At 62.2% G+C, this 26,447-nt stretch carries 23 protein-coding genes and 1 other RNA gene; 16 read left to right on the top strand and 8 right to left on the bottom strand.

Translation table 11 applies throughout. The features are described from left to right. Positions 1 to 101 precede the first annotated feature (101 nt). A complete protein-coding gene (gene recA / locus GOB82_RS04000; RefSeq protein ID WP_242007199.1) occupies positions 102 to 1,127 on the top strand; it encodes a recombinase RecA in 1,026 nt (341 codons plus the stop codon). 2 nt (positions 1,128 to 1,129) lie between these two features. On the opposite strand, the gene GOB82_RS03995 is transcribed toward recA, so the two are convergent. Further along, a complete protein-coding gene (locus tag GOB82_RS03995; RefSeq protein WP_166119994.1) occupies positions 1,130 to 1,654 on the bottom strand; it encodes a GNAT family N-acetyltransferase in 525 nt (174 codons plus the stop codon). 91 nt (positions 1,655 to 1,745) lie between these two features. Between GOB82_RS03995 and GOB82_RS03990 the strand changes: the two genes are divergently transcribed. From GOB82_RS03990 to mdoH, 3 genes are all read left to right on the top strand, one after another. Beyond that, a complete protein-coding gene (locus GOB82_RS03990; protein ID WP_166119991.1) occupies positions 1,746 to 2,108 on the top strand; it encodes a winged helix-turn-helix domain-containing protein in 363 nt (120 codons plus the stop codon). A 77-nt stretch (positions 2,109 to 2,185) separates the two neighbouring features. Then, positions 2,186 to 3,730 carry a glucan biosynthesis protein gene (locus GOB82_RS03985; protein WP_166119989.1) on the top strand — a complete coding sequence of 515 codons (1,545 nt, stop codon included), beginning with the start codon at positions 2,186 to 2,188 and terminating at the stop codon, positions 3,728 to 3,730. Next, entirely contained in the window at positions 3,706 to 5,871 is a 2,166-nt protein-coding gene (gene mdoH / locus GOB82_RS03980; RefSeq protein ID WP_166119986.1) for a glucans biosynthesis glucosyltransferase MdoH, read from the top strand. Before GOB82_RS03985 ends, mdoH begins: the two co-directional genes overlap by 25 nt. Positions 5,872 to 5,966: 95 nt before the next feature. Here mdoH and nagA read toward each other — a convergent pair whose 3' ends face one another. The 3 genes from nagA to GOB82_RS03965 all read right to left on the bottom strand — a co-directional run bounded on the left by nagA (position 5,967) and on the right by GOB82_RS03965 (position 8,596). Next, positions 5,967 to 7,070: an N-acetylglucosamine-6-phosphate deacetylase gene (gene nagA, locus GOB82_RS03975; protein ID WP_166119983.1), complete on the bottom strand. Its 1,104-nt coding sequence runs from the start codon at positions 7,068 to 7,070 to the stop codon at positions 5,967 to 5,969. A 69-nt stretch (positions 7,071 to 7,139) separates the two neighbouring features. Further along, complete coding sequence (locus tag GOB82_RS03970; protein WP_166119980.1) at positions 7,140 to 8,135, bottom strand: BadF/BadG/BcrA/BcrD ATPase family protein; 996 nt, start codon at positions 8,133 to 8,135, stop codon at positions 7,140 to 7,142. A 23-nt stretch (positions 8,136 to 8,158) separates the two neighbouring features. Next, positions 8,159 to 8,596 (bottom strand): hypothetical protein, encoded by a 438-nt coding sequence (locus tag GOB82_RS03965; protein WP_265794237.1) that lies wholly within the window; start codon positions 8,594 to 8,596, stop codon positions 8,159 to 8,161. Between the two features lie 128 nt (positions 8,597 to 8,724). On the opposite strand from GOB82_RS03965, the gene ffs reads away from it, so the two are divergent. From ffs to folB, 6 genes are all read left to right on the top strand, one after another. Continuing rightward, positions 8,725 to 8,822: signal recognition particle sRNA small type (gene ffs / locus GOB82_RS03960), an RNA gene on the top strand. Between the two features lie 58 nt (positions 8,823 to 8,880). Beyond that, positions 8,881 to 10,974: a DNA polymerase III subunit gamma/tau gene (locus tag GOB82_RS03955; protein ID WP_166119977.1), complete on the top strand. Its 2,094-nt coding sequence runs from the start codon at positions 8,881 to 8,883 to the stop codon at positions 10,972 to 10,974. A gap of 99 nt (positions 10,975 to 11,073) precedes the next feature. Then, on the top strand, positions 11,074 to 11,397 hold the full coding sequence (locus GOB82_RS03950; protein WP_166119974.1) for a YbaB/EbfC family nucleoid-associated protein: 324 nt from the start codon (positions 11,074 to 11,076) through the stop codon (positions 11,395 to 11,397). Positions 11,398 to 11,413: 16 nt separating this feature from the next. Further along, positions 11,414 to 12,010, top strand: coding sequence for a recombination mediator RecR (recR, locus tag GOB82_RS03945; protein ID WP_166119971.1), 597 nt, complete (start codon positions 11,414 to 11,416; stop codon positions 12,008 to 12,010). Further along, complete coding sequence (locus tag GOB82_RS03940) at positions 12,007 to 12,840, top strand: SDR family oxidoreductase (protein ID WP_166119968.1); 834 nt, start codon at positions 12,007 to 12,009, stop codon at positions 12,838 to 12,840. Before recR ends, GOB82_RS03940 begins: the two co-directional genes overlap by 4 nt. Positions 12,841 to 12,845: 5 nt before the next feature. Continuing rightward, positions 12,846 to 13,238 (top strand): dihydroneopterin aldolase, encoded by a 393-nt coding sequence (gene folB, locus GOB82_RS03935; protein ID WP_166119966.1) that lies wholly within the window; start codon positions 12,846 to 12,848, stop codon positions 13,236 to 13,238. Positions 13,239 to 13,336: 98 nt separating this feature from the next. Here the strand turns inward: folB and GOB82_RS03930 are convergent, their stop codons facing one another. Beyond that, on the bottom strand, positions 13,337 to 13,666 hold the full coding sequence (locus tag GOB82_RS03930; RefSeq protein ID WP_166119963.1) for a TIGR02300 family protein: 330 nt from the start codon (positions 13,664 to 13,666) through the stop codon (positions 13,337 to 13,339). Positions 13,667 to 13,905: 239 nt separating this feature from the next. On the opposite strand from GOB82_RS03930, the gene aroA reads away from it, so the two are divergent. The 4 genes from aroA to GOB82_RS03910 all read left to right on the top strand — a co-directional run bounded on the left by aroA (position 13,906) and on the right by GOB82_RS03910 (position 19,425). Next, positions 13,906 to 15,255, top strand: coding sequence for a 3-phosphoshikimate 1-carboxyvinyltransferase (gene aroA, locus GOB82_RS03925; RefSeq protein ID WP_166119960.1), 1,350 nt, complete (start codon positions 13,906 to 13,908; stop codon positions 15,253 to 15,255). Continuing rightward, positions 15,252 to 15,905 (top strand): (d)CMP kinase, encoded by a 654-nt coding sequence (gene cmk / locus GOB82_RS03920; protein ID WP_166119958.1) that lies wholly within the window; start codon positions 15,252 to 15,254, stop codon positions 15,903 to 15,905. The genes aroA and cmk overlap by 4 nt, the downstream gene beginning before the upstream one ends. Before the next feature lie 281 nt (positions 15,906 to 16,186). Next, on the top strand, positions 16,187 to 17,899 hold the full coding sequence (gene rpsA / locus GOB82_RS03915) for a 30S ribosomal protein S1 (RefSeq protein ID WP_166119955.1): 1,713 nt from the start codon (positions 16,187 to 16,189) through the stop codon (positions 17,897 to 17,899). 263 nt (positions 17,900 to 18,162) lie between these two features. Further along, positions 18,163 to 19,425: an L-dopachrome tautomerase-related protein gene (locus GOB82_RS03910; protein ID WP_166120408.1), complete on the top strand. Its 1,263-nt coding sequence runs from the start codon at positions 18,163 to 18,165 to the stop codon at positions 19,423 to 19,425. A 205-nt stretch (positions 19,426 to 19,630) separates the two neighbouring features. Here GOB82_RS03910 and mtnK read toward each other — a convergent pair whose 3' ends face one another. The 3 genes from mtnK to rph form a co-directional block, all read right to left on the bottom strand. After that, positions 19,631 to 20,872: an S-methyl-5-thioribose kinase gene (gene mtnK / locus GOB82_RS03905; RefSeq protein WP_242007183.1), complete on the bottom strand. Its 1,242-nt coding sequence runs from the start codon at positions 20,870 to 20,872 to the stop codon at positions 19,631 to 19,633. Between the two features lie 103 nt (positions 20,873 to 20,975). After that, entirely contained in the window at positions 20,976 to 21,575 is a 600-nt protein-coding gene (gene rdgB, locus GOB82_RS03900) for an RdgB/HAM1 family non-canonical purine NTP pyrophosphatase (protein WP_166119952.1), read from the bottom strand. 1 nt (position 21,576) lies between these two features. Next, a complete protein-coding gene (rph, locus tag GOB82_RS03895; protein WP_166119949.1) occupies positions 21,577 to 22,305 on the bottom strand; it encodes a ribonuclease PH in 729 nt (242 codons plus the stop codon). Positions 22,306 to 22,487: 182 nt separating this feature from the next. Here rph and hrcA point away from each other — a divergent pair, with 182 nt between their 5' ends. Continuing rightward, complete coding sequence (hrcA, locus tag GOB82_RS03890; protein ID WP_166119946.1) at positions 22,488 to 23,564, top strand: heat-inducible transcriptional repressor HrcA; 1,077 nt, start codon at positions 22,488 to 22,490, stop codon at positions 23,562 to 23,564. Between the two features lie 73 nt (positions 23,565 to 23,637). Then, positions 23,638 to 26,406 (top strand): penicillin-binding protein 1A, encoded by a 2,769-nt coding sequence (locus GOB82_RS03885; protein WP_166119943.1) that lies wholly within the window; start codon positions 23,638 to 23,640, stop codon positions 26,404 to 26,406. The last annotated feature ends 41 nt before the right edge of the window (positions 26,407 to 26,447 follow it).

The following is a 26,447-nucleotide window of genomic DNA, read 5'->3' as shown; positions in this document are numbered from 1 at the left end:
CTGGCATGATGCCAGTCATTGCCCGGCTCGCGGCTTTTGTGGCACGTCTTGAAAATTACGGCACTCCCGGCCTCAACTGCGGGCCACAGGAAAGGTGAATGATGGATAAGGCAAAAGCTCTTGAAGGCGCGCTCGGGCAGATTGAACGGGCTTTTGGGAAAGGTTCTGTCATGCGGCTGGGGCAGCGCCCGCGGGAGCAGGCGGATGTCATTTCCAGCGGTTCCCTCGGGCTGGATATCGCTCTGGGCATTGGCGGGCTGCCACGTGGCCGTGTGATTGAAATTTACGGGCCGGAAAGCTCGGGCAAAACCACACTGGCGCTGCACGCCATTGCGGAAGCCCAGAAGCGGGGCGGGACCTGCGCGTTTATTGACGCCGAGCATGCGCTGGACCCCGGCTACGCCAAGAAGCTGGGCGTGGATGTGGATAACCTGCTGATCAGCCAGCCTGATGCAGGGGAACAGGCGCTGGAGATTGCTGACACACTGGTGCGTTCCGGCGCGATTGACGTGCTGGTGGTGGATAGTGTGGCGGCTCTGGTGCCGCGCGCGGAGCTGGAAGGGGATATGGGCGACAGCCATGTTGGCCTGCATGCCCGTCTGATGAGCCAGGCGCTGCGCAAGCTGACCGGCTCAGTTGCACGCTCCAACACCATGATGATCTTCCTCAACCAGATCCGCCTGAAGATCGGGGTGATGTTCGGAAACCCGGAAACCACCACCGGCGGCAATGCGCTGAAGTTCTATGCGTCCGTCCGTATGGATATCCGCCGCATCGGGTCCATCAAGGACAAGGATGAAGTGGTGGGCAACCAGACCCGCGTGAAGGTGGTGAAGAACAAGATGGCCCCGCCGTTCCGCCAGGTTGAGTTCGACATCATGTATGGTGAAGGGATCAGCAAGGTAGGCGAACTGATTGATCTGGGCGTGAAGGCCGGTGTGGTGGAGAAATCCGGCGCATGGTTCTCCTACGACAGCCAGCGGATTGGTCAGGGGCGTGAAAACTCCAAGCAGTTCCTGCGTGAGCACCCGGAGATGGCGGCGGAAATTGAACGCAAGGTGCGTGAGCATTCCGGCGTTGTGGCGGATGCCATGATGGTGGCACCCGAACACGACGAGGAAGAGTAATCCTACTCTCCGGCCATGACAGGCCGGGAGAGAAGACTGGCTTCGGGGTCATACGAAGCCAGCACGGCCTGTTCGGCCGGTGAAACAGTCTCTGGTGTGAAGCCCTGCCCGAGCCAGAACGATCTGGCCGGGCCTGTGGCTGTCAGGCTGAGGACAGGCATGCGCGCCGTGCGGGCGGCCTGTTCCACCAGAGCAATGGCACCCTTTGCCTTCCCCATCCCCCGGACAGCATCATCCAGCGCCAGATCATGCAGATACCACCGGTCCGGCTGCGGGGGCAGTGCGCCCAGAAGGCTGTTCAGCGGTGGGGAAAGCAGCCCGGCCCATGGGTGGCTGATCAGATATCCCAGCACCCTATGGCCATCGGTCAGCACAAAGCAGCCTTCGGGCGCCAGCGCCAGGCGTTCCCTGAAGACATCGTCATCTTCCGGATAATCAGGGTGGATGCGCGCGGCCAGCGTGATGGTTGCCGCAAGATCGTCTGGCATCATGGCACGCCAGATGATATCTGCGCCGAGATGTGTCATGAGAGCATTACCGGGGTCTGACCTCTGGTGAGCAAAACACGGTAATTTGTGGTATCATGGGCAGGACTGCAAGGCGAATGCGGGCAGGGAAATGACAACAGGGCGGCTGAGACTGACCTTGCGGGTGGATGCGGATGCCGCGCCGGCACTCGGGCACGGGAAAATTCGTCTGCTTGAGCAACTGGCGGAAACAGGGTCCATTTCTGCGGCGGGGCGGGCCATGGGCATGTCCTACCGGCGCACATGGCTGCTGGTGGATAGCCTGAATCACCTGTTCCGTGAGCCTCTGGTGGTCACACGGCCCGGCGGTGGGGGTGGTGCGTTTCTGACTGCAGAGGGGGCTGCCGTGGTGCGGTGCTATCGTGATATTGAGAAGCAGGCGGCTGAAGCGTCTGCCGCCAGTCTTGCGGAGCTTGAAAAACTCTTGACACCGCGCGAGGCGGAACGCCCTTAAAAAGCCTCATCAACAGACAATTTTGTCATTAAAGAATTTTTTATCCCTTCCATCGACAGGGAATTCAGGAGTCTGGAGTGTCTTCATCTGTACAGCGACGAGACTTAATTCGGATTGGCGCGGGGGTTACACTGGCCTCTCTTGCAGGGGGTGCTGCGCACCAGGCCAGAGCTGAAGGGCTGGACGGTGCGACCGGCACGTTTGATGAGATGACGGTCCGGCAGATCGCCCGGCGTCTGGCCAATGCCCCGTATCATGGGCCGGACCAGAGCCTGCCCAAGGTGCTGGACAATCTGAATTTCGACCAGTTTCGCAGCATTGCCTACCGGGATGACCGGACATTGTGGCATGAAGACAATCTGGCTTTTGATGTCGCCTTTTTCCCGCGCGGGTTCCTCTACCGCCCCCGGATCGATATTTTTGAAGTCAAGGACGGTAAATCCGCCCCCGTTCCCTATTCTCCCGATCTGTTCTCGTATGGAGATCCTTCCCTGAAGGTGGAGGATAATCTCGGTTTTGCGGGCCTGCGCCTGCGCACCCCCATCAACACTCCCGGTGTGATGGAGGAATTCTGCGTGTTTCTGGGGGCGTCCTATTTCCGGGCGGTTGCCAAGGGCCAGAATTATGGCCTCTCCGCGCGCGGCTTTGCCGATGGCACGGGTGACCCGAAGGGAGAAGAATTCGCCCTGTTCCGCGCCTTCTGGCTGGAAAAGCCACAGCCGGGCGTGCAGGCCGTGGTGGTACATGCGCTGCTGGATAGCCCCTCGGTGGCCGGGGCGTTCCGCTTCACCATCCGGCCGGGGGACGCAACGGTGTTCGACGTCGAGTCGACCCTCTACCCGCGCACCAAAATCGAGCAGTCCGGCATCGCTCCGCTGACAGGCATGTTCTATTTCGATGCCAACGACCGCAACCATGTTGATGACTGGCGCCCCGCCGCGCATGACAGTGAAGCCCTGCAGATGTGGGCCGGGTCCGGGCAGGAACTGTTCCGCCCGCTGCGTAACCCGCTTGATTTGCAGTTCTCGGCGTTTTCAGATGATTCTCCGCGCGGCTTCGGCCTGATGCAGCGCCGCCGGAACTTCCATGATTTTGAAGACCTCTCTCTGAATTACGAGAAGCGCCCGTCCCTCTGGATCGAGCCGATTGGGGACTGGGGGCAGGGCTGGGTTGATCTGGTTGAAATCCCGACCCCGAATGAGGTGAATGACAACATCGTTTCCTTCTGGCGGCCCAAGGCCCCTCTGGTTGCCGGAAAGGAATACAGCTTCACCTACCGGATGTACTGGGGGTGGGATGCCCCCTTCCCCACGCCACTGGCGCGCATTGGCGCAACGCGTGTCGGCGCGGTGGTGGATGACAAGACAGCCCGCTTCTTCGCCATAGATTTCATGGGTGTGCCGTTCGAGCGCCTGCCCAAGGATACGCGCTTCCATCTGGAACCGCAGGCCTCCGCGGGCAAGATCCGCAATGTGGTTGTGGAGCCGAACCCCAACATCAATGGCTGGCGCACAACCTTCGAGTTTGTCCCCGGGGATGAAAAGGTTGTGGAGCTGCGCTGCGTTCTGGCGACGGAAACCGGACCGGTTTCAGAAGAATGGGTGTACCGTTGGACGCCATGATGACGCAGTCTGCCCAGCAGTCCCTGCCGTTTCAGGCCCTCCCCCCCGAAGCGCCTCTGGCCATGCCTGTGCAGGACCTGCACGGCCTGCCGGATATGGAAGGGCGCGGCAGAATTCCCGCCACATCTCCGGCCACGATCGGCCTGCGGCGCTTTCTGGTTATTGGTTCGGCACTGGCGCTGACAGCGTTTGGCGCATGGCGCACGCATAAGGTGCTGGATGCCAACGGCACGACCACCCTCGGGGTGATCATGCTGGTTCTGTTTGTGGCGCTGTTTCTCTGGATTGCGCTGGCGTTTACCTCAGCGCTGGCGGGGTTTGTCTCGCTGGTCACGCGCGGGGGGCTGGGGCTGGGCATCACGCGCACCGGCCCGCTGCCTGTCCTGCGCACCCGCACGGCCCTGCTGCTGCCGACCTATAACGAATCTCCCCACAGGGTGATGGCGGGCCTGAAAGCCATTTATACCAGCCTGTGTGAAACGGGGCAGGTGGACGCCTTCGATATTTTCATCCTCTCCGACACAACCAACCCGGATGTGTGGGTGGAAGAGGAAGCGGCCTTTCTCGCCCTGCGTGAGCAGACAGGCGGAGAAAACCGGATTTTCTACCGCCGCAGGCACAACAATGTGGAACGCAAGGCCGGGAATGTCGGGGAATGGGTGCGCCGGTTTGGCGCGGCCTATGACCAGATGGTCACGCTGGATGCGGACTCCATCATGTCTGGGGATACGCTGGTCCGCATGGCGGGGGCCATGGAGCGCAACCCCGGTGTGGGGCTGATCCAGACCCTGCCGGTGATTGTGGGCGGCACCACCCTGTTCGCCCGGATGCAGCAGTTTGCTGGCCGGGTTTACGGGCCGGTGATTGCTCACGGTATAGCCTGGTGGCACGGGTCTGAAGGCAATTACTGGGGGCATAACGCCATTATCCGGACAAAGGCCTTTGCCGGGCAGGCGGGCCTGCCGCATGTACCGGGGCGCAAACCGTTTGGCGGCCATATCCTGAGCCATGACTTTGTGGAAGCCGCATTGATGCGCCGTGGCGGCTGGGCCATTCACATGGTGCCGGGGCTGGCTGGCTCCTATGAGGAAAGCCCCCCCTCTCTGACGGATGTGGCCATTCGTGACAGGCGCTGGTGCCAGGGCAACCTTCAGCATGTGAAAGTGCTGCCCACCAAAAAACTGCACTGGATCAGCCGCATGCATATGGTGGTGGGGATTGGTGCGTATGTCACCTCCCCGCTCTGGCTGGTGTTTCTGCTGACGGGTATCCTGATTTCTCTTCAGGCGCATTTTGAGCGGCCCGAATATTTTGGGGATACCAAAATTCTTTACCCGCACTGGCCGCATGTGGACCCGGTGCAGGCGAAATATGTGTTTATCGGCACCATGGCCATTCTGCTTGCCCCCAAGCTGCTGGCCTATATCGCATTGCTGTTTGACAAGAGTGTCCGGCAGGGGTGCGGTGGGGCGCTTCGCGCTGCGGCATCCGTGCTGATGGAAACATTGATCGGCGGGCTGATTGCCCCGATCGCCATGCTGATTCAAACCTCCGGTGTGCTCTCCATTTTGTCCGGGCACGATTCCGGCTGGAACACGCAGCGGCGGGATGATGGGGGCGTACCCTTCTCCGTCGTGGTGCAGCAATATGCCAGATTCACCATTTTCGGGCTGCTTCTGGGGACTGGCGCGTGGGTTGTTTCGTCCTCGCTGTTTTTCTGGATGGCGCCTGTTCTGCTGGGGCTGGTGTTTTCCATTCCGCTGGTCCTGCTGACCAGCAGCCGGGACTGGGGGCAGGCTTTTAAAAAAGCCGGTCTGCTTCTGGTGCCGGAAGAAACGAACCCGCCAGAGGTGCTGCTGAAAACAGAGCGTGCGCTGGAAGAGGATGAAACACCGTCCCTTCCGCATGACGCCCTGCGCGCCCTGCGGGCGGATGCCGGGCTCTTGCAGGCGCATGCTGCCATGCTCCCGCCCGCGCGCAAGCCGGGAGACCCGATCAATGCGGATCAACTGGTCGGGTTACTGAAAGTGGCGGAAGCGTCCAGCATTACTGTGCTGGAAAGCCAACTGACCGCGAAAGAAAAAGCGGCTGTTCTGGGCTGTGCGGAAGGGCTTGCGGCCATCACCCGCCTGCCAGCCTGACAGGGTCAGCAGGGTTTTAAAACCTGCTTGAAGGGTATGAATTTTTAAAAAGGAAGAGCGTCGGGCCGTCCCGGCGCTCTTCCTTTTTTTATGCGTTAATGAATGCGGGTGCCACCCACCCAGACTTCCTGAACCATGAAGGCGGAATCCAGCACCACGCAGTCAGCCCGTTTGCCGGCCTCGAGAGTGCCGCGGTCCGTGAGGCCCAGATAGCGGGCCGGATTGGTGCTGAGCAGGGCTGCGGCCTCCAGCAGGGGCGTTCCGGCGTTCAGGGCGTTGCGCAGGGCCTGATCCAGCGTGAGCACACTGCCTGCCAGAGTGCCATCAGGCAGGCGGGCCGTGCCGTCTTTCACCATCACATCCTGCCCGCCCAGTTGGCTGAGGCCCTCCGGCAGGCCGGTGGCGCGCATGGCATCGGTTACAAACACCAGCCTGCCGCCCATCATCCGGTGCGCCAGCCGGAAGGTGGCCGGGTGAACATGGTGGGTGTCAAAAATCATTTCCGCATAGGCATCACTGCACATCAGGGCGGTGACGGGGCCGGGGTTGCGGCCGGTAATGGGCGGCATGGCGTTGAACAGATGCGTACCCCCCGCAACACCCCCAACGGCGCAGATCTGGCAGATGGCGGCATAGGATGTGTCATAGTCCGCAACCGTGTGGCCCAGACTGATGCGAACCCCGGCCTCGGCAAACTGTTTGATGGCTGTCTGTGCGTGGGGAAGTTCCGGCGCGAGGGTCACAACGCGCACGCAGCCTGTCTCCAGCGCTTCGGCAACGCGGTCTGCCGTGGGGGGAATGGCAAAGGGCGGCTGTGCGCCCAGCTTGTGCGGGCTGACAAAGGGGCCTTCCAGATGCGCGCCCGGTATCATCGGCCCCTCCGGCACCTGTGTGCGGACAACTTCGGCCACGGCGTGGAGGGCCTCCATCACGTCCGCCCATGGGCGCGTGATGGTGGTGGGCAGAAGGGTTGTGGTGCCATGCCGGGCATGGAAGCGGGAGAGCGTGTGAATGGCCTGCACGCCATCCATGGTGTCCGCACCGTTTCCACCGTGCACATGGCCGTCGATAAAGCCGGGCAGAATATAGCGCTCCGGCACCGCGCTGCGGGGTTCCGCGGCGTGAATCCTGTCGGAAAAGGAAAGGCGGCCGGGCATGATCCGGTCCGGGAGAACAAGGTGACCGTCAAGGTCTGTCATGGGAGGGGGTCCTGTTCACGCAAGGGAGGAAAAGCCAGAGGCCGGGGCAGGTCTCCGTGCAGGGAGAGGCTAGGGGGCTCCGGGCTGGGGGTGTGTTTCCAGAGCATGGGCAAGCTGGTCAATCCATGCCGTATCGACCGGCCAGCCTGCTGCACGGGCCGCCCGCACCAGGCCGCCTCCCACCGGGGGCAGGCGCGGCTGCTGCGGTGGCCCGCACAGGTCTGTCAGTGTTGCAAGAAGCTGGCGGCTTTTAAAAACACTTCCCGCGTAGCTCCAGGGCAGCGTGTCATTCGGGAAGCGCGCGCGGGCTGTTCTGACAAGGCTGGCCAGATGCTGCGCTGCCTGCGTGAGAAGGGCCGAGGCTTCCGGGCACCCCGCCTCCGCCATCTCGTCGATCAGCCGGGCACATTGTGCGATCGCCGGGCGCGGGCGCTCCTGCTGGCTGTACCACCCCAGCAGGGCATCCAGCGCGCCAGGGCTTTCCGTCGGCCAGCCCATGGCGGTGCAGAGCTGCACGGCGAAGGGCTGGGCCGCAGGGGCGCGCCCGTCCATGGCCTGACACACCCGCTGCAGGGCCTTGCGCCCGATCCAGTACGCGCTGCCTTCATCCCCGAAAACAGGCCCCCAGCCGCCAACGCGGGCTGTCTGGCCGCGCCCGTCCGCCGCCCAGGCCATAGATCCTGTGCCTGAGAGCAGAAGCACCCCGGCCCCGCCTGCAAAGGCTCCGGTGCAGGCCATATCCACATCATTGGTCAGGCTGAGTGGCGCGCCGGGGCACAGGTGGTGCAGGTGCGCCAGCAGAAGCCGCCCCGTTTCCCGGTTTTCACCATAGCCCGCCAGCCCGAAGGCGGAGGCCTGAATGTTCTGCGCCAGCGGCGTGACCAGATTGGCCAGAAGATCTTTCCAGCCGGGGTGGTCAAACGGATTGCTGCCGCCGGCCACCTGAAGGGCCTGAATGCGGGCATCCGGCCCGATCCGCACGGCCAGTGTTTTTGTGCCCCCTCCATCCACCGCCAGAATGGCGGGGCTCTGGAGGCGGGAGAGAGGGGCCGGGCCGTCAGCCATGGGAGAGGCGTCCTTCAAGGCGATCAGTTTGCGGAAGACGAACTCTCGGATGTGTCCGGAATGCTGCCCAGCCGTTCACAGGCCTGAGCGAGTGCTTTTTCCGGGTTCGGTGTCTCGCAAAGCTGCCGCACATCCGGAGAGCAGAGTTCAATGGAGTTTTCAAAATCGGATTCCAGCACATCCTGCGCAATGGCCAGATCCTGATCATCCGTGCGGCTCTGCTCGGCTTCCAGCTGTGCCTGTGTCTTGTGCAGTTCTTTCAGGGAGTCGATGCAGGCGGGGCTGGCGGCCTCGGGCTTGTATTGCAGAACAGCCAGCTCTTTCTGGAGCTGGGCGTTTGGCACGGTGCTGCGCACGGCTGACCCGTCCGGCGCGGCAGCATGAGCGTAAAGGGGCACGGCACTCAGCGCGGAGGTCAGCAGGACCACGGCGGCATGGGGAGACAGGCTGAATTTTGACACGCTCAGACTCTCTGAAGGGGCAAGGAATGGCTCAGGGCTTATACCTCCTAGCCTGCCCCTTCCCGTAAGGCCAAGAGGGAAAAGGGCAGGGTTGGCAGGCAGGGGGGTTTGGTGCTATCCCTCAAAACGGAAAGTCGGCAATGGACGAGCGCCTTGCTAACCTGGTCAGGTCCGGAAGGAAGCAGCCCTAGCGAGTTTCGACCGGGTCATTGTCCGGCTTTCCACCTTTTTCCGCTCAGGGCTTCAGGCCACGGGAGCGTGAGTTCTTTATCTTCGGAACTGTCATGACCGATAAGACCGATGCGCACCTTCCCCGGGATGAGGGACTTCCCAATCCTGTGATGGAAGGCCCCGGCTTGTTTGGTGACGCCGCTCCCCCTGCCTCTGCACCCGTTCAGGCCCCGGCTCAGGCCCCGGCCACCCAGCCACATTCCTCCTCTCCCTATCGCGTTCTTGCACGCAAATACCGCCCGACCACGTTTGATGACCTGATTGGTCAGGAAGCCATGGTCCGCACTCTGCGGAATGCGTTTGCGCTGGGGCGGGTAGCCCATGCCTTCATGCTGACAGGTGTGCGCGGGGTGGGGAAAACCACCACAGCCCGCATTATCGCCCGCGCCCTGAACTGCACGGGGCCGGATGGCAAGGGCGGCCCTACGGCAGACCCGTGCGGTGTCTGTGCGGATTGTGTCGCCATTCTGAATGACCGGCACCCCGATGTGCTGGAAATGGATGCCGCATCCCGCACCGGTGTGGATGATGTGCGCGAAATTATTGAGGCCACGCGCTTCCGCCCCATGCAGGGCCGGATGAAGGTCTTCATTATCGACGAAGTGCACATGCTCTCGCGCAACGCGTTCAATGCGTTGCTGAAAACGCTGGAAGAACCGCCTGCGCAGGTCACGTTCATTTTTGCCACCACGGAACTGCGCAAGGTGCCGGTTACGGTGCTTTCCCGCTGCCAGCGGTTTGACCTGCGCCGCGTGCCGCAGGCGGATCTGGCCGCGCTGTTTGCCCGTATTGCCGAAAAGGAACAGGTCCGGCTTTCCGAAGATGCCCTGGCGCTGATTGCGCGCGCTGCCGATGGCTCCGTGCGTGATGGCCTCTCCCTGCTGGATCAGGCGATTGCACAGGGTGAGGGCGCGGAAGGCAGCGCTGAAATCGGCGCGTCCATTGTGAGTGACATGCTGGGTCTGGCGGACCGGCAGGTGGTGTTTGACCTGCTGGAAGCCGCCCTGACCGGCAAGCCCGATCAGGCTCTGGCGCTGGCCGATGCCGCCCACGCCAGAGGGGCGGACCTCGGGCTGGTTCTGGGCGATATGCTGGACCTGATCCACACTATTTCCCGCTTGCGGGCCGTGCCTTCCCTGCGGGATTCGGCTGATATGCCGGAGGCTGAGCGCGTGCGTGGAGCCGCGATGGCCGAAGCCCTGCCTGTGCCGGTGCTGATGCGCGCCTGGCAGATGCTGGTGAAGGGGCTGAAGGAAGTCGATATGGCGCCAGACCGCCGGGCCGCGGCGGATATGGTGCTCATCCGCCTGTGCTATGTGGCGGATCTGCCTTCACCGGAAGATCTGGTGCGGCGTCTGTCCGGGCAGGGCGGGGCTGCGGGTGCCCAGCCACAGGCCGCTGCCTCCGGGCCGGAGGGAGGCGCGCCCTCCGCTCTGAGTGAAGCCCGGTCTGAAGGCGGCAGATCGGGCGGACATCCGGCCCCGCCCCCCCTGCGCATGGTTGCGGGAGCCTCCTCTGCGGCTGTGGCCGCCGCGCCTGCGGTCATGCTTCAGGAGAGCGTGCCTGAGCAGGTGCTGCTTCCGGCGTCTGATGCTCTCCCGGCTTCTGATTCATCTCCGGCCCCTGCCCCGGTTCCAGAGGCCGTGGCTGCGCCGGAACCGCAAGGCCCGCAGGTGCCGCGCACATGGCGTGAGGCCGTTGCGCTGGTCAAGGAGCAGCGTGAAGCGCTGCTGCACGGAAATTTGCGCAACGGGGTGCATGTGGTCTCCTTTGCACCCGGTGCCATCACCATGCGGATGCAGCGCGGGCTTCCGTCTGATCTGCCGCGCCAGTTTCAGAAAGTGCTGGAAAAGGCTTCCTCCATCCCGTGGCGTATCCGCCTGTCTGAGGAGGAGGGAGAGCCTACGCTGGATGAGCAGGGCGCTGAAATTATCCAGTTCCAGCGGCGCACGGCGCAGGCGCATCCGCTGGTAAAGGCCATTCTGGCCGTTTTTCCGGATGCGGAACTGGGTGATGTGCAGGATCACGCTCTGGATGAGTATGGCCTGCCGCCGGAGGAACCACCGGAACTTGTCTTTGCCCCGCTTGACGCTGAGCTGCTGGACGAGGATGAACGACCTTTCGACCCCGGCCTGTCTATGGACTAGGCCAGACACGCGGGCCGGAGTGCTGGCCCGTATTACTGGAGAAAGGCGCGCAGGCGTGCGCCGGGCTGCACGGCGTGCAGCCAGACAAGGAGAGACACTTTGAAAAATCTTGCCGGACTGATGAAGCAGGCCACCCAGATGCAGGCGAAAATGGAAGCCATGCAGAGCGCGCTGGAAGCCATGAATATTGAAGGCTCCTCAGGGGCTGGCATGGTGAAGGTGGTGCTGAGCGGCAAGGGTGACATGCGCTCCATCCAGATCGACCCCAAGCTGGCCGACCCTGAAGAAATTGAAATGCTTCAGGATCTGGTCATGGCGGCCTGCGCCGATGCCCGCACCAAGCTGGATGCAAAAGCAGCGGAAGAAATGCAGAAAGTCACCGGTGGGCTGAACCTGCCAGCCGGCATGAAACTGCCGTTCTGAACAGGGGCCGTGCGCCATGGGCGGGCAGGAAATAGAGCAGCTTATCAGGCTTCTGGGGCGCCTGCCGGGCTTTGGCCCGCGTTCTGCCCGCCGCATAGCCCTGTTCCTGCTGCGTGACCCACAGGCGCGCCTCGTGCCGCTGGCCCGCGCGCTGGAGCGTGCGGGAGCGGCGGTAAAAACCTGCTCCACCTGCGGTAATCTGGACACGGTGGACCCCTGCCACCTCTGCACGGACCCCCTGCGGGACCAGAGCGTGGTGTGTGTGGTGGAAACGGTGGGAGACCTCTGGGCGCTGGAGCGCGCGGGGGTGCATCGTGGCGTGTATCTGGTGCTGGGCGGCACGCTTTCTCCTCTGGCGGGTATTGGCCCGGAAGATCTGAATATCGCCCCGCTGCTGGCGCGGCTGGACCGGGGCAGCGTGCGCGAAGTGATTCTGGCGCTTGGCGCAACGGTGGAGGGCGCAACAACCATGCACTGGCTGATGGATAAACTGGCCTCTTACGGCGGCGTGACAGTCAGCCGCGTGGCGCAGGGCATGCCCGTGGGCGGGGCACTTGATGTGCTGGATGATGGCACTCTGGCCGCAGCCCTTGGCGCACGGCGGCCCGCATGAGTTCCCCTGTGCCTGATGCCTGCGGGGCCTCTGTGGCTCTGGCGCTCCCGCTCTCACCCGCCCTGCCGCGCCGCGCACTGGTAACAGGCGGCAAGGCACGTCTGGGGCAGGCGATTGTGCTTGCGCTGGCTGACGCCGGGTTTGATGTGGCCATCCATTACCGGGGAGACCGGGAGGGAGCGGAAGAGACCCTGAAAGCCGTGGAAGCCAGAGGCCGCAAGGCATGCCTGCTTCAGGCCGATCTGGCGCGGGAGGAAGAGGTGACCCCGCTTGTTCCCGCCGCCATGCAGGCTCTGGGCGGCCCGCTGGGTGTGCTGGTGAATAATGCGTCCACCTTCGAGCGGGATGAGTGGCATGACGCCACGCGGGAGAGCTGGATGGAGCATATGAAGCCCAACCTGCGCGCCCCCTTCGTGCTGATGCAGGCCTTTGCCAAAGCGCTGCCCGCTTCGGCGGAGGGCATGATCCTGAACATGCTGGATGAGCGCGTGTGGTCTCTCACCCCGCATTTCATCAGCTATACGGTTTCCAAAAGTGCGTTGTGGACCTTGACGCAGACCATGGCGCTGGCGCTGGCTCCCAAAAAAATCCGGGTGAATGCCATTGGGCCCGGCCCGGCCCTCCCCAGCCCGCGCCAGACAGAAGAGCAGTTTTCCCGGCAGTGTGCGTCCGTGCCGCTGGGGCATGGCACATCACCGCAGGAAGTGGCGCGGGCGGCTCTGGCGCTGCTGGCGCTGCCGTCTGTCACCGGGCAGATGCTGGCGCTTGATGGCGGGCAGCATCTGCAATGGTCCCCCGCGCTCCCCGCAGCCTCTGTGCTGGAAGAATAGGACGAATGACGATTTTTGCTCCCTGGGCGGATGAGCCACCCCTGCGCCACCTGTTTTTGAAAAACATGGTGCTGGATGCCCATATCGGCGTGTTCCCGCATGAGCAGGGGGTCACGCAGCGTATCCGCGTTTCCGTCTCCTTCGGGGTGCTGGACCGGGATGATCTGGAAGTCGGGGCGGATGATCTGAGCCGCACTGTCTCGTATGAGGATGTCGTGCTGCTGGTGCGCCGCATCGTGCGTGAGGGCCATGTGCGGCTGGTGGAAACACTGGCGGAGCGGATTGCCGCCGGTGTGCTGGCGGATGCGCGCGTGCGGGTGGTGCGGGTGCGGATTGAAAAGCTGGATGTGTTTGAAGAAATTGAAGCCGTTGGCGTGGAAATAGAGCGCCGGGCATAAAAAAAAGCCCGGCAAGACCGGGCTTTCAAAAGGCATATCACGATAGCGTGAGGTGCCGCCGCACAGGGGCCGGAGCAACTCCGGCACCCGTATGCGGATCAGGAATCGTGTTCGTCCGAATCCGTGCTGACATCGATGTCCGAGCTGATGTCATCATCATCATCGTCCAGATCGGACGTATCTTCCATGACATCATCGGTATCGGTATCGGCATCTGTGTCGATATCGATATCTTCATCATCTTTCACGGCCGGAGCGGGCGTGTTGGCATGAGATGCGAGGCTGTCCGAGCTGCGGCGGAGGCGGGACACGAGTTCCGGCTGTTCCGTACCACATTTCGGGCAGACGGCGGGAGACCTGTTCAGGTCATAGAAGCGGGCACCGCAGGACACGCAGACGCGTTTGGTGCCGAGATCGGGCTGGGACATCTTGCTACCTGTCGATCCTGATCAGACATTGGGACAACGTGCGTCCCGGAAAAGGACGATTCTCCCGAGCCGCAGCTCAGACCGGAATCGACCAGACTATTAAGGCGAGGGCACATGCCATTGCGCAGGGGTCCTGTCAAATCCCGAAGTGCCGGGGGTGCTGCTTTTCACGCAAAAAAGATACCGTTTTCCGGTGTGCCGGATTGACTTACGGCAGGACAAGCCGGAATGAAATACGCATGACACAGCCTTCCTCCTCCCCTGCCCGCGCCCTGCGTGCATCCCGCCCTGCGTCGCCCCTTACCGGCAGGATTGCCGTGCCGGGTGACAAGTCCATCAGCCACCGCGCCCTGATGTTTGCGGCGCTGGCAAAGGGTGAAACCCGGATTGTAGGCCTGCTGGAGGGAGAGGACGTGCTGCGCACGGCCGCCGCCATGCGCGCACTGGGTGCCAGGATAACGCAGGAAGAAGGTGGCCGCTGGCATGTGCACGGCTGTGGGCTGGGCGCACTGCAGGAACCGGCGGATGTGCTGGATATGGGGAATTCCGGCACGGCGGCCCGCCTGCTGTCCGGCCTTCTGGCCAGCCACGGCATCCTGTCTGTCATGACAGGGGATGCCAGCCTGCGCCGCCGCCCCATGAAGCGCGTGATGGACCCGCTGGCCGGAACCGGCGCCACGTTTCTGGCGCGTGAGGGCGGGCGTTTGCCGCTGGCCATTCAGGGCAATGCGCACCCTGCCCCCCTCTCCTACCGCCTGCCGGTGGCCTCGGCTCAGGTCAAATCCGCCGTGCTGCTGGCCGGCCTGAATGCCGAGGGCGTGACGCAGGTGGAAGAACCTGTGCCAACCCGTGACCATACGGAAAACATGCTGCGCCATTTTGGCGCGCACGTGACGGTGGAAGAAACGCCGGAGGGTGGCCGCGTGATCCGTCTGGAGGGCAAACCGCGGCTGATTGCGCGGGATGTCACCGTGCCGGGGGATCCTTCTTCCGCAGCGTTCGTGCTGGTGGCGGCGCTGCTGGTGCCGGGGTCTGATGTGGTGGTTTCCAATGTCGGGCTGAACCTGCTTCGCACCGGCCTGTTCACCACCCTGCGGGAAATGGGCGGGCGTCTGGATATTCTGGATGAACGCACCGAGGGCGGGGAGCCTGTGGGGGATCTGCATGTGCGGGCCTCCTCCCTTCAGGCTGTGGATGTGCCGGCAGACCGTGCCCCTTCCATGATTGATGAATACCCCGTTCTGGCTGTGGCGGCAGCGCACGCCACGGGCATCTCCCGCCTGCGGGGGCTGGCCGAACTGCGGGTGAAGGAGAGCGACCGTCTGGCCGCGACCGTGGCGCTGCTGGAAAATAACGGCGTGCGCACCCGCATTGATGGTGATGACCTGATCATTCACGGCACAGCCGGGCATGTTCCCGGTGGCGGTCTGGTGGAAACCCATATGGACCACCGTCTGGCCATGAGCGCCTCCGTACTGGGGCTGGTGGCGGAAAAGCCTGTGGATATTGATGACACGGCGTTTATCGATACCAGCTTCCCCGGCTATTTCGCGCTGATGAACAGCCTTGGCGCGGGGTTTCCGGCATGACGCGCGGTGGGCCGGTTCTCGCGGTTGATGGCCCGGCAGCCGCGGGCAAGGGTACGCTGGCCAAGCGTCTGGCCTCAAGTCTGAACCTGCCCTATCTGGATACCGGCCTGCTCTACCGGGCTGTCGGGCGTCTGGTGCTGGATGCAGGGCAGGACCCGGCGGCTCCGGCGGAAGACTTCGCCCGCAGGCTCCGCGCGGAGGATACCCAGCGCAAGGGCCTGCGCACGCAGGAGGTGGCGCGTGCAGCCAGTCTGGTGGCGGCACAGCCTGCGGTGCGCAGCGCACTGGTGGAAACACAGCGGCGCTTTGCGCAGGAGCGCGGCGGGGTTTTGGATGGCCGCGATATCGGCACGGCCATTTTCCCGGATGCGGACGTCAAGCTGTTTATCACGGCCTCTCCCGCCACGCGGGCGCTGCGCCGCTTCCTGCAGATGGGGGAAGACCCGAAAGCAGAAGGGGCCGCGGCCCGTCTGGCGGCAATGGAAGCGGACCTGCAGGCGCGTGATGCCGCGGATGCCGGGCGGCAGGCAGCCCCCATGCAGGTGGCGGCTGATGCGGTTGTGATAGAGACCGACACCCTGAGTGCAGACGCCGTTCTGGCCGAAGCCCTGCGGGTTGTGCGGGAGCGACTCGGCACGCACACGGCCTGAGGCGCTCGATCGGCCTCAGTGAAGTTTGTGCCGAATCAGTCAATTTACCATCACGACTGATCAAATTGTGCCGGATTGTGTTGACAAGCCGCCGGTGGAGGGTGTCTCTGCCCACAGATACCCGTTGTCTGCAGCGGGTTTCCTTGTTCAGTCAGGGTCACCGGACCTGCACGGGCCATGATGTCCGTTTTTTGTCCGGGGCAAGTCGTGCTGCTGCTTCAGGTGGTGCGCAGGAATGGTCGGTTCCATTTTCCGGGCCGACGCAGGATTTACAGTTTCACATGGCTTCAGCCGCAACCCCGGCCACGGATCACTTCCGTGGCGAAGATTTTGCTACCCTTCTTGACGAGACCCTCGGTCGCGATACCGGCTTTGACGGGTCCGTGGTGCGCGGGCGCATTGTCCGCCTGACCGACGAATTCGCGATTGTCGATGTTGGTCTGAAGAGCGAAGGCCGCGTTTCCCTGCGCGAGTTTGCTCCTCAGGGTGTGTCCCCCGATGTCAAGCCGGGTGACGTTGTTGAGCTGTATGTTGAACGTTACGAAGATCGTGACGGCAGCATCGTGCTCTCCCGCGAAAAAGCCCGCCGTGAAGAAGCCTGGACGAACCTTGAAAAAGCGTTCGAAGCAAACCAGCGCGTTAACGGCACCATCTATGGCCGCGTCAAAGGTGGCTTCACGGTTGATCTGGGTGGCGCCATGGCGTTCCTGCCCGGCAGCCAGGTTGATATCCGCCCCGTGCGTGACGTCAGCCCGCTGATGGGTGTTCCGCAGCCGTTCCAGATCCTGAAAATGGACCGTGCACGTGGCAACATCGTTGTCTCCCGTCGTGCCGTTCTGGAAGAAACCCGCGCAGAACAGCGCAGCGAACTGATCCAGGGCCTGACTGAAGGCATGATCCTGGACGGCGTTGTGAAGAACATCACCGATTACGGTGCGTTCGTTGACCTCGGCGGCGTTGATGGCCTGCTGCATGTGACCGACATCGCATGGAAGCGTATCAACCACCCGTCCGAAGCTCTGCAGATCGGCCAGCCGGTTCGCGTGCAGGTTATACGCTTCAACTCCGATACGCAGCGCATCTCCCTGGGCATGAAGCAGCTTGAAGCTGATCCGTGGGAAAATGTTGCCCTGAAGTACCCGCCGGGTGCGCGTTACACGGGCCGCGTGACCAACATCACCGATTACGGCGCATTTGTTGAGCTGGAGCCGGGCGTTGAAGGTCTGGTGCACGTTTCCGAAATGTCCTGGACGAAGAAAAACGTCCATCCGGGCAAGATCGTCGCTACGTCTCAGGAAGTCGATGTGATGGTTCTGGATGTGGACAGCGCGAAGCGCCGCATCTCCCTGGGCCTGAAGCAGGTTCAGCGCAACCCGTGGGAGCAGTTCGCGGAAGAGCACAAGATCGGCTCGACCGTAGAAGGCGAAATCCGCAACATCACCGAGTTCGGTCTGTTTGTTGGTCTCTCCGCAGACATCGACGGCATGGTTCACATGTCCGACCTGTCATGGGACGAAACCGGCGAAGAAGCAATGAAGCACTACGAAAAGGGCCAGGTTGTCAAAGCCAAGGTTCTGGACGTGGATGTCGAGAAAGAACGTATCTCTCTCGGTATCAAGCAGCTTCAGGAAGACCCGGCCGCTGACGTTCTGACGAGCGTTCAGAAAGGTGCCATCGTGACCTGCACCGTCACCGCAGTTCAGTCCAACGGGATTGAAGTGAAGGTTGACGATGTTCTGACCGGCTTCATCCGCCGTGCGGAACTGGCCCGTGACAAGGCTGAGCAGCGTCCGGAACGCTTTGCGATTGGTGAACGCGTTGATGCGAAGGTGGTCTCTGTTGACCGTGCCGCTCGCAAGCTCGCGCTGACCATCAAAGGTCGCGAAGTTGAAGAAGACAAGCAGGCTATCAACGAATACGGCTCATCCGACAGCGGTGCGTCTCTCGGTGATATTCTGGGTGCGGCCATTCGTCGTCGTAACACGGATAGCTGAGATACACGGTTCTGAAGGTGGAGTGCCCTCCGGGGTGCCCCCTCTTCAGGGACAGTGTCAAAGCAAGCCTCTTAAAAGGCGGTGCCGGAAACGGCGCCGCCTTTTTTGTGTCAGCTGCCCCCTGCCCCCTGCCCTCCTGCGGGTTTGTGATTTGGGAGGTGGCTGCGGGGGTTGCCCGGCGGGAGCGTGCATGAGAGCCTTGGGCAGGCTCAGGCAGGAGTGAAGTTTTCATGGCATTGCGTCCGTCCTTGTTTCGTCCGCCCATGCTTTCCCCTTTGCCAGCGGATACAGGGCGCAGGCGGCTGCTCAGAGCGGCTGTTCTGGGGGCTGGGGTCCTCCCTGTCGCGGCGGCCTTTCCCGCGCGTGCTTCTGCGGAGGCGTTGCGGACGCGACAGGCCGGATCTCGCGGCGCACCCACAACCGGCGTAAATGGGGATCAGGGATACGAGTCCGCCGGGTCTTTTGAAATTGTTGCGGATTTTTATGGCCCCGGTCCGTCCGGTGTGGTGGTGACGGATGCAGGGCGCATTTTTGTGGGCTTTCCCCGCCATGCGGTGAACCATAAGGGCGCAACGCTGGGGGAGTTGAGGCAGGGGAAGGTTGTGCCCTGGCCGAATGCGGGCCTCAGCCTGCCCTCCTCCGCTGCACCGGCGGACAGGCTGATGTCTATCCATGGTATGACGATGGATACGCAAGGCCGCATCTGGGCTGTTGATGATGGCAAGCTGGCAGGCCAGCCTCTCCAGCCCGGTGCGGCGAAACTGGTTTGTTTTGACCCTGAAACCGGGCATCTCCTGCACAGGATTATACTGGCTGCCCCGGCCCTTCTGCCCGACAGCCACATGAATGACCTGCGTGTGGACCTGACCCACGGGCAGGCGGGCACGGTTTATGTGACAGATAGCTCGTTCGGGCACAGCCCGGCGCTGGTTGTGGTGGATATTGCCACGGGGCGGCAGCGGCGTGTGCTGGGCACCCACCCTTCCACACAGGCAGAGCCGGGCTTTATGGCGATGGTGGAAGGGGTGCCTCTGGTTTACACCCCGGGAAAACCCCCGCGGTTTGTGGTGGGCGGCGCAGATGGCATTACCCTGAGTGCCGGGAGTGAGCGCCTTTTTTATGCGCCCCTGACCAGCCGAAGGCTGTATAGCCTGCCCACCGCCCTTCTTGCGGACCCCACCGTGAGTGAGGCCGCTTTGGCGGCTGCTGTGCGCGATGAAGGGGAGAAGGGCACGGCGGATGGTCTGGCGACAGACGCGCAAGGACGAATTTACATCACGAACTTTGAGCATGATTGCATTTTACGGCGTAATACCGATGGCACGTTTGACCTGATGGTGCATGATCCGCGCATTCTCTCACCAGACGGTATTTTTTGCACAAAAACACATGTTTATTGCACGTTGGGGCAGTGGAACCGTCTGGCGGGCTTCAATGGCGGGCAGGACAAGCGGAAACCGCCCTATCACCTGATCCGTTTCCCCATTGATCCGGTTGTAGCGTATGATGCGGAAGAAAAACTCTGATACTTTTTTGAAAATATAAGAAATTTCCGTTTCCATTGAGGTTTCTGGGTGCCGGGAAAGTTCTGGCTGGAATGTTCTGAAAATCGCACCAATAAAGGTGGTGGAAGAATGGAGTTTTTCGGAAAACTTATTTTATAATAAATGAATTTCTATAAAATACTTTTCAATGTTCTGCTTTGAGGGTTCCTGATGTTGTCGCCCGGACTTACCGGGCGGACATGTTCTGCTGAAGGAGCTCCAGAAAATCTGCCAGAGATTTAAGGGGCTTTTTTTGTTCAAGGCAGTCTTTTGCGAAGAGCAGCGCTGCTTTTTGCCGCTCCATACGGGTTGAGGGGTCTGCAAGAATGGTAAAGTCAGCAACATGCGCGTAGCCAATGATACGGCGAATAATCTCCGTGGCGCAAAATCCGCACATATCATGGAAAATTTCATTCATAAAAAGAGATTTTTCAAAATTCTGTGTCGATTTATCTGTTGTCGCGTAATAAAGTTCTGAGCGGTCCTGGGCAGTTTCCCTGTTTTGCCACAGGGAGAGAAACTGTTTTTTAAATGTGGTCCAGAATGTCTGGATCATATCCAGATGCACGCTTTGTGCCGCGCGGTCGGGTGTTGCGAAAAAATTCAGGATCAGATTGCCAATAAACAGACCGGCATCAAACCCGATCGGGCCAAAGGTGGCAAATTCACCATCAATAATCCGGGTGTCAGCGCCTGTAGTCATGACCGAGCCGGTGTGAAGGTCACCATGCAGCAGGGCTTGCGGGGTTGATAAAAAGCGCAGGCGGAGGCTGTCGATACGCGCCTGCACGGCGGCACTCGCACGCAGGGCGGCCACAATGGAGGTCAGGTGCGGGTCTGCCCAGTGGTTGCGCGGGTGGTCATGATACGGGTCTGTCAGGACGAGATCGACCGTAATGCGGGTGAGTGTCTGGTTGCGGGCAAAGCAGATCCGCCGGTTCATCACCGTTTCAAACGGCTCTGCCAGCAGGGATGTGGCAAAGGTGCTGCGGGCCACGAATTCACCCACGTGAGCGGCAACGGACGGGTAAAAGGTTCCGGCCATCAGGGCTGTGCGTAAAACAGTATGCTCTGAAAGGGCGGGAACAATCAGGATGAACTGATGCGGGTCAAAATGCAGGCATTCGGTTGTCAGGTCCGGCACATGCGGGAAGATGGCGCGCAGGTAGGCCGCTTCAAAAAACGTGCGGTCCAGCGGCATTTTCCATGAAGGGTCAACCCGCACATGTGGCAGCGCCTGCTTCAGGCACACACCGCCGTGTGGGCCATGCGCCAGAAAAACCATGTTGAGGTTACCATCACTGACTTCCCGCACCTGCCATGCCTCTGGCGTGCCGCCCAGCCGGGCCGCAATGGCCGGGAGAGACGCAAGAAATGTCCGGACGCCTTCAAGGTCCAGCGTGGTGTACGGAGAAGGAAGCATCGTCATGGTGAGTCTGTTTTCCGGGTTCTGTCATGCTGCGCAGTGGAAGGCTGGGTGCGCAGGAAGGGAAGCGGTCAGACGGAGCGCAAGGCTCCGTCTTTGAAACAGTTTAGTCCAGACAAACTTTTTTGAAAGCGTCAAACGCACGGGCACGGTGGCTGATAGCGTTTTTTTCAGCCTCCTCCATTTCCGCAAAGGTGCGGGTTTCTCCCGTGGGGGTGAAGATCGGGTCATAGCCATGGCCTTTATCGCCTCGCGGCGGCCAGGTGATGCTGCCATCCACGCGGCCTTCAAAGCTGCGGGTGGTACCATCCGGCCAGGCAAGGCACAGCACACAGATAAACCAGGCATCGCGCTCGTCCTGCCCGATCCCCTCTTCAATACGGGCCATGGCGGCCGGGAAATCCTTGTCCGGCCCGGCCCAGCGGGCGGAATAGATGCCCGGAGCCCCGCCAAGTGCGCTCACACACAGGCCGGAATCATCCGCCAGCGCCGGCAGGCCGGTGGCTTTGGCCGCAGCCAGAGCCTTCAGGGCCGCATTTCCGGCAAACGTGGTGGCTGTTTCTTCCGGTTCCGGCAGGTTGAGGTCTCCCGCAGAAAGCACGGTTACCCCAAAATCCGCCAGCAATGTGGAAAATTCCGCCAGCTTGCCTGCATTATGGCTGGCCAGAACCAGTTTGGTGCCAGCCTCCAGTTTGCCGTGGGTCATTTCAGCGATTCTCCGCCGCGTCCACAGCCAGTGTCTGGGCATCAAACAGGACGGACACGCCGCTGCGGGCCAGAGCGAACATCTCGTTGAACGCATCTTCCGTGAAGGGGGCGTCTTCCGCCGTGCCCTGAATTTCCACGATGCGGCGGTCGGCTGTCAGCACGAAATTGGTGTCGGCAGCGGCGGCGCTGTCTTCTTCATAGTCCAGATCCAGTACCGGGCCAACTTTGGTCAGGCCGCAGGACACGGCGGCAACCTGCCCGCGCAGCGGCATGTGGCTCAGCACGTTTTTCGCAACAAGCTGGCCAAGGGCCAGACGCAGCGCGACCCACGCGCCGGTAATGGAGGCGCAGCGCGTGCCGCCATCTGCGTTCAGAACGTCACAATCCAGCGTGATGCTCATTTCCCCAAGCGCGGCCAGATCCACCACGGAGCGCAGGGAGCGGCCAATAAGGCGCTGGATTTCCTGCGTGCGGCCAGACTGCTTGCCTTTGGCGGCTTCACGGTTGCCACGGGTGTGGGTGGCGCGGGGCAGCATGCCGTATTCCGCGGTCACCCAGCCGGTGCCCTTGCCGCGCAGGAAGGGCGGCACCCGGCTTTCAACGCTGGCCACGCAGAGAACTTCAGTCCCCCCCACACGGATGAGCGCTGAGCCTTCAGCGTGCCGGGCAAAGCCGGTTTCAATGGTGACGGGGCGCATCTGGTTGGGCTGGCGGCCGGACGGGCGCATGAGGGAACTCCTTGAATAAAAGTGTTCTCTGCACATAAAGCGGTTTTGCCGGGAGCGAAACCGCTCACCCGCACGGGAGCATGCGCCAGCGGGCAGGCGGGTGTATGGTTTTTCTTGTCAGCCGGGGTTTGGATGCGCAGAAGCTGGAGAGGCTCTGTTGAGATGGAAGAGGCCTGATACTCATGAAACACGGTCTGCTGCCTGCGAAACCCGTTCTGCCCCCGGCACTGGATGCCCGGTCCGCCACGATTCTGCGTGAAATTGTGGAGGAATATGTGGCCAGCGGTGAGCCCGTGGGGTCCCGCACGCTCTCCCGCAGGCTGGGAGTGCCGCTCTCTCCGGCCACCATTCGCAACGTTATGGCCTCTCTTACGGAAGCAGGGTTGCTGTTCTCGCCCCATACCTCCGCCGGGCGCCTGCCGACAGAAGCGGGATTACGCCTGTTTGTTGATGGTCTTTTGCAGTTTGGCGGCCTTGCGGAAGAGGAGCGTCTGGCCATCGGGCAGTCTCTGGAGGCGCGGGGGCGCTCCTTGCAGGACACGCTGACAGAAGCATCCAGCCTGCTGTCCGGCATGTCCGGCGCGGCGGGGCTGGTGGTGGCACCGAAAGGGGAGGGGGGTGTCAAGCATATCGAGTTCGTGGCTCTCGGCGGGAACCGTGCGCTGGTGGTGCTGGTCGGGACGGACGGGCATGTGGAAAACCGGGTGATTGAAACCCCTGCCGGGATGCCGCCCTCCGCTCTGGTGGAAGCCGCGAATTATCTGAACACCCACACGATGGGGGCAACCCTGCCGGATCTGCGTGACCGGGTAGGGGCTGATATCGCGGAAAACCGCAATGCGCTGGATGCGCTGACAGCAGAAGTGGTGGCCAGCGGTCTGGCAATCTGGGGCGGCGGCGGAGAGGGAGGCGGCACCCTGATCATTCGCGGGCAGGGCAACCTTTTGACCGATGTGGACGGAGAGCAACGCCTGCTGGCCATTCAGGCTCTGTTTGACCGGCTGGAGCGGCAGGAAACCCTGTTGCGACTGCTGGAGCTGGCGGAACATTCAGAAGGGGTTCGCATTTTTATTGGCGCGGAAAGCGGCCTGTTCGGGGGGACGGGAATGTCCATGGTGGTGGCCCCCGCCCGGAACGAGGCGAACAGGATTGTGGGGGCCATTGGCGTGATTGGCCCGACACGAATCAATTACGGGCGGATCATTCCGGTGGTGGATTACACAGCCCGGTTTCTGGGCGAATTGCTGGGGCAGGGGTAAAATTCGCCATGATGTGGACAGGAAGAACGACGATACTGAAGACGGCAGCGCATGAGAATGGTAAAGGACCAGCATGACAAGCACTCCGTCTTCTGGTGAACCCGGGTCTTCTTCCAGTAAAACCGATGGGAGCGCGGCCTCCCCCCGGCAGGGTATGGCATGGCGCAGGCCGCGTTTCCGCCAGTGGCGGGGGCTGCTGGGCACGGTTGCCGCAGTCGCGCTGGTGGGCACCACGGGGGCGGCTGTTTTCGTATGGAATCAGTATGAGGGTCTCGTGGCGGACCTGCCAACGGTTGAGGGGTTGCGCACCTATCAGCCGCCGGTAATGAGCCGCCTTTATGCGTCGGATGACCGGCTGATTGCCGAACTGGCGGATGAGCGCCGGGTGTTTGTGCCCTACAGCGCCATTCCCGACCGGGTGAAGAACGCCTTTATTGCCGCGGAAGACCAGAAGTTCTGGAGCCATAACGGGGTGGACCCGATGGCGATTGCCCGCGCGGGGCTGACAGACCTGACACGCGGCAAGGGCCGCAGACCGATTGGGGCTTCCACCATCACGCAGCAGGTGGCGCGCGTCATGCTGCTGGGCAGTAATGCTGTCTCCATGAAGCGCAAGGCCAAGGAAGCGTTTCTGGCCATGCGGATTGAGCAGGTTCTGCCCAAGGAAAAAATTCTCGAAATCTATCTGAACGAAATCTATCTCGGCAGCGGGGCTTACGGGATCGGGGCTGCCGCGCAGACCTATTTCAACAAACCGCTTGACCAGCTTGATGATGCGGAAGCCGCGTTCCTTGGCGCGCTGCCCAAATCTCCCACCAATTATAACCCGGTCCGCTTCCCGGATGCCGCGCGGGGGCGGCGTAACTGGGTGCTGGAACGTATGGCGGAAACCGGCGCGCTGACGCATGAGGCCGCCCGTGCGGCGGAAGCTGAACCGCTGATCCCGCATAATTTCGTGCGGCCTGGCCCGGCTCCGGGCTCCGAGTGGTTTGCCGAGGAAGTGCGGCGGCAGCTTCTGGAAAAATACGGTCAGGACATGACCATGCAGGGCGGGCTGGATGTGCACACCAGTCTCGATCCGGCCCTTCAGCTTGCCGCGCAGACCGTGCTGCGGCAGGGGCTGATGGCGTATGACCGCGCACATGGGGGCTGGCGTGGGCCGGTCAGACATCTGCAAGCCATTAATGCCTCGTCCTCTCAGGAAGACTGGGCCGCGGCGCTGAAGGCGGAGGCTGCACCGCCGGGCATGCTGGATCAGTGGCGTCTGGCTGTGGTGCTGGACCCGGTTCATGGCCGCGTTGGCTGGCTGGAGGGGGCTGTTGTCCGCCGTGGGGCCAGCATGCAAGGCGGTACACCGCAGACAGGCGAGATTCAGGAGCGGGATCTGGCATGGGTGCGGCGTTTCCGGTCCTTGAAGGCGGGCGATCTTGTGATGGTCGAACCGCAGGCCCAGAGCAGCCGCGTGGCGCTGATGCAGGTGCCGCATGTAGAAGGCGCGGTCGTCACGATGAATGCCCGCACGGGCCGTGTTCTGGCGCTGGTGGGGGGCTGGTCCTTCCAGATGTCGCAGTTTGACCGTGCCACACAGGCCCTGCGTCAGCCCGGTTCGTCCTTCAAGCCGTTTGTCTATCTGCAGGCCATGGAGCAGGGCATTTCGCCCTCGCAGTCATTCAGCGATTCGCCGGTTTCTTACGGAGCCTGGCACCCGAATAACTATGAGAAGGATTTCTGGGGGCCGACCTCCCTGCATGACGCCCTGCGCGAATCCCGCAATCTGGTGACCATCCGTCTGGCAGCCCATATCGGCATCAAGAACGTGGCGGATATGGCAACCCGAATCGGCCTGGTGGACTCCATGCCCCATGTGTTGCCAGCGGCTCTCGGGGCGGTGGAAACAACCGTGCTGAAAGAAGCCGGAGCCTATGCCTCGATTGCTGCGGGAGGGCGGAAAGTAACCCCGACCCTGATTGACGATGTGCAGGACCGCGAAGGGCATGTGATCTGGCGTCCGGAGGGGATTTCCCTGATTGCGGCTTCGGCGCAGGGGGCGGATGCCAAGGCCACGCCGCCTGCCGGTGCCTCCTCCACGGAGGCCGATGCCGTTTTCCCGGATGCTCCAAAAGGGCAGGCTGATGCCAAAACACCAGCCGCCGCCCCGGCTCAGGCACCGGACAAAGCGACACAGGCGGCTCTGCCGGGGCAGGGTGATCTGCCGGAATTGCAGGATAACCGCCCGCGTGTGGCCTCCGAGCAGAGCGCGTTCCAGATTACGACCATGCTGCAGGATGTCATCCGGCGCGGGACCGGCGTGGAGGCCGGGAAGGGGATTGATTACCCCGTGGCCGGGAAGACCGGCACCAGCCAGAACTTCAATGATGCATGGTTCGCGGGCTATTCTCCTGATCTGGTGACAGTTGTCTGGATCGGGTTTGATACGCCGGAATCTCTGGGCAAGAACGAAACCGGTGGCGCCATTGCCGGTCCGATCTGGAACAAGGTGATGAAAGTCGCGTTTGAGGGCCACCCGAAGCTCGACTTCGCCGCGCCGGAGGGCGTGACGCTGGTGCGCTATGACACGGGCCGGGGTGTGGCGGTGGATGCCTTCAAGCCCGGACAGATTCCGGGTGTGAGTGTCAGTCTGGCGGATAACGGAGCCTCGCACGAGCTGACGGCGGCGGACACCGGGGCTGAGAACATGCCGACTTCGGAAAATGATATGGATGCCGGATCGGGCCAGCCCGGTGCAGGCTCTGGTAACCCAAGCCAGGTTGCAGCCCCCGGCACGCCAAAAGCACCACCAGCCGCTTCCGGGGGTGACATTGGCATGGGCGGCCTTTATTGAGGCCGTTCGCAAACGTAAGACGTTCTTCTTAAAGACCTGAT

It is taken from the genome of Acetobacter farinalis, assembly GCF_011516935.1.
GTDB lineage: Bacteria > Pseudomonadota > Alphaproteobacteria > Acetobacterales > Acetobacteraceae > Acetobacter > Acetobacter farinalis.
Note: the sequence above shows the minus strand (reverse complement) of the source record. Positions and strands in the feature narration are given on the sequence as shown.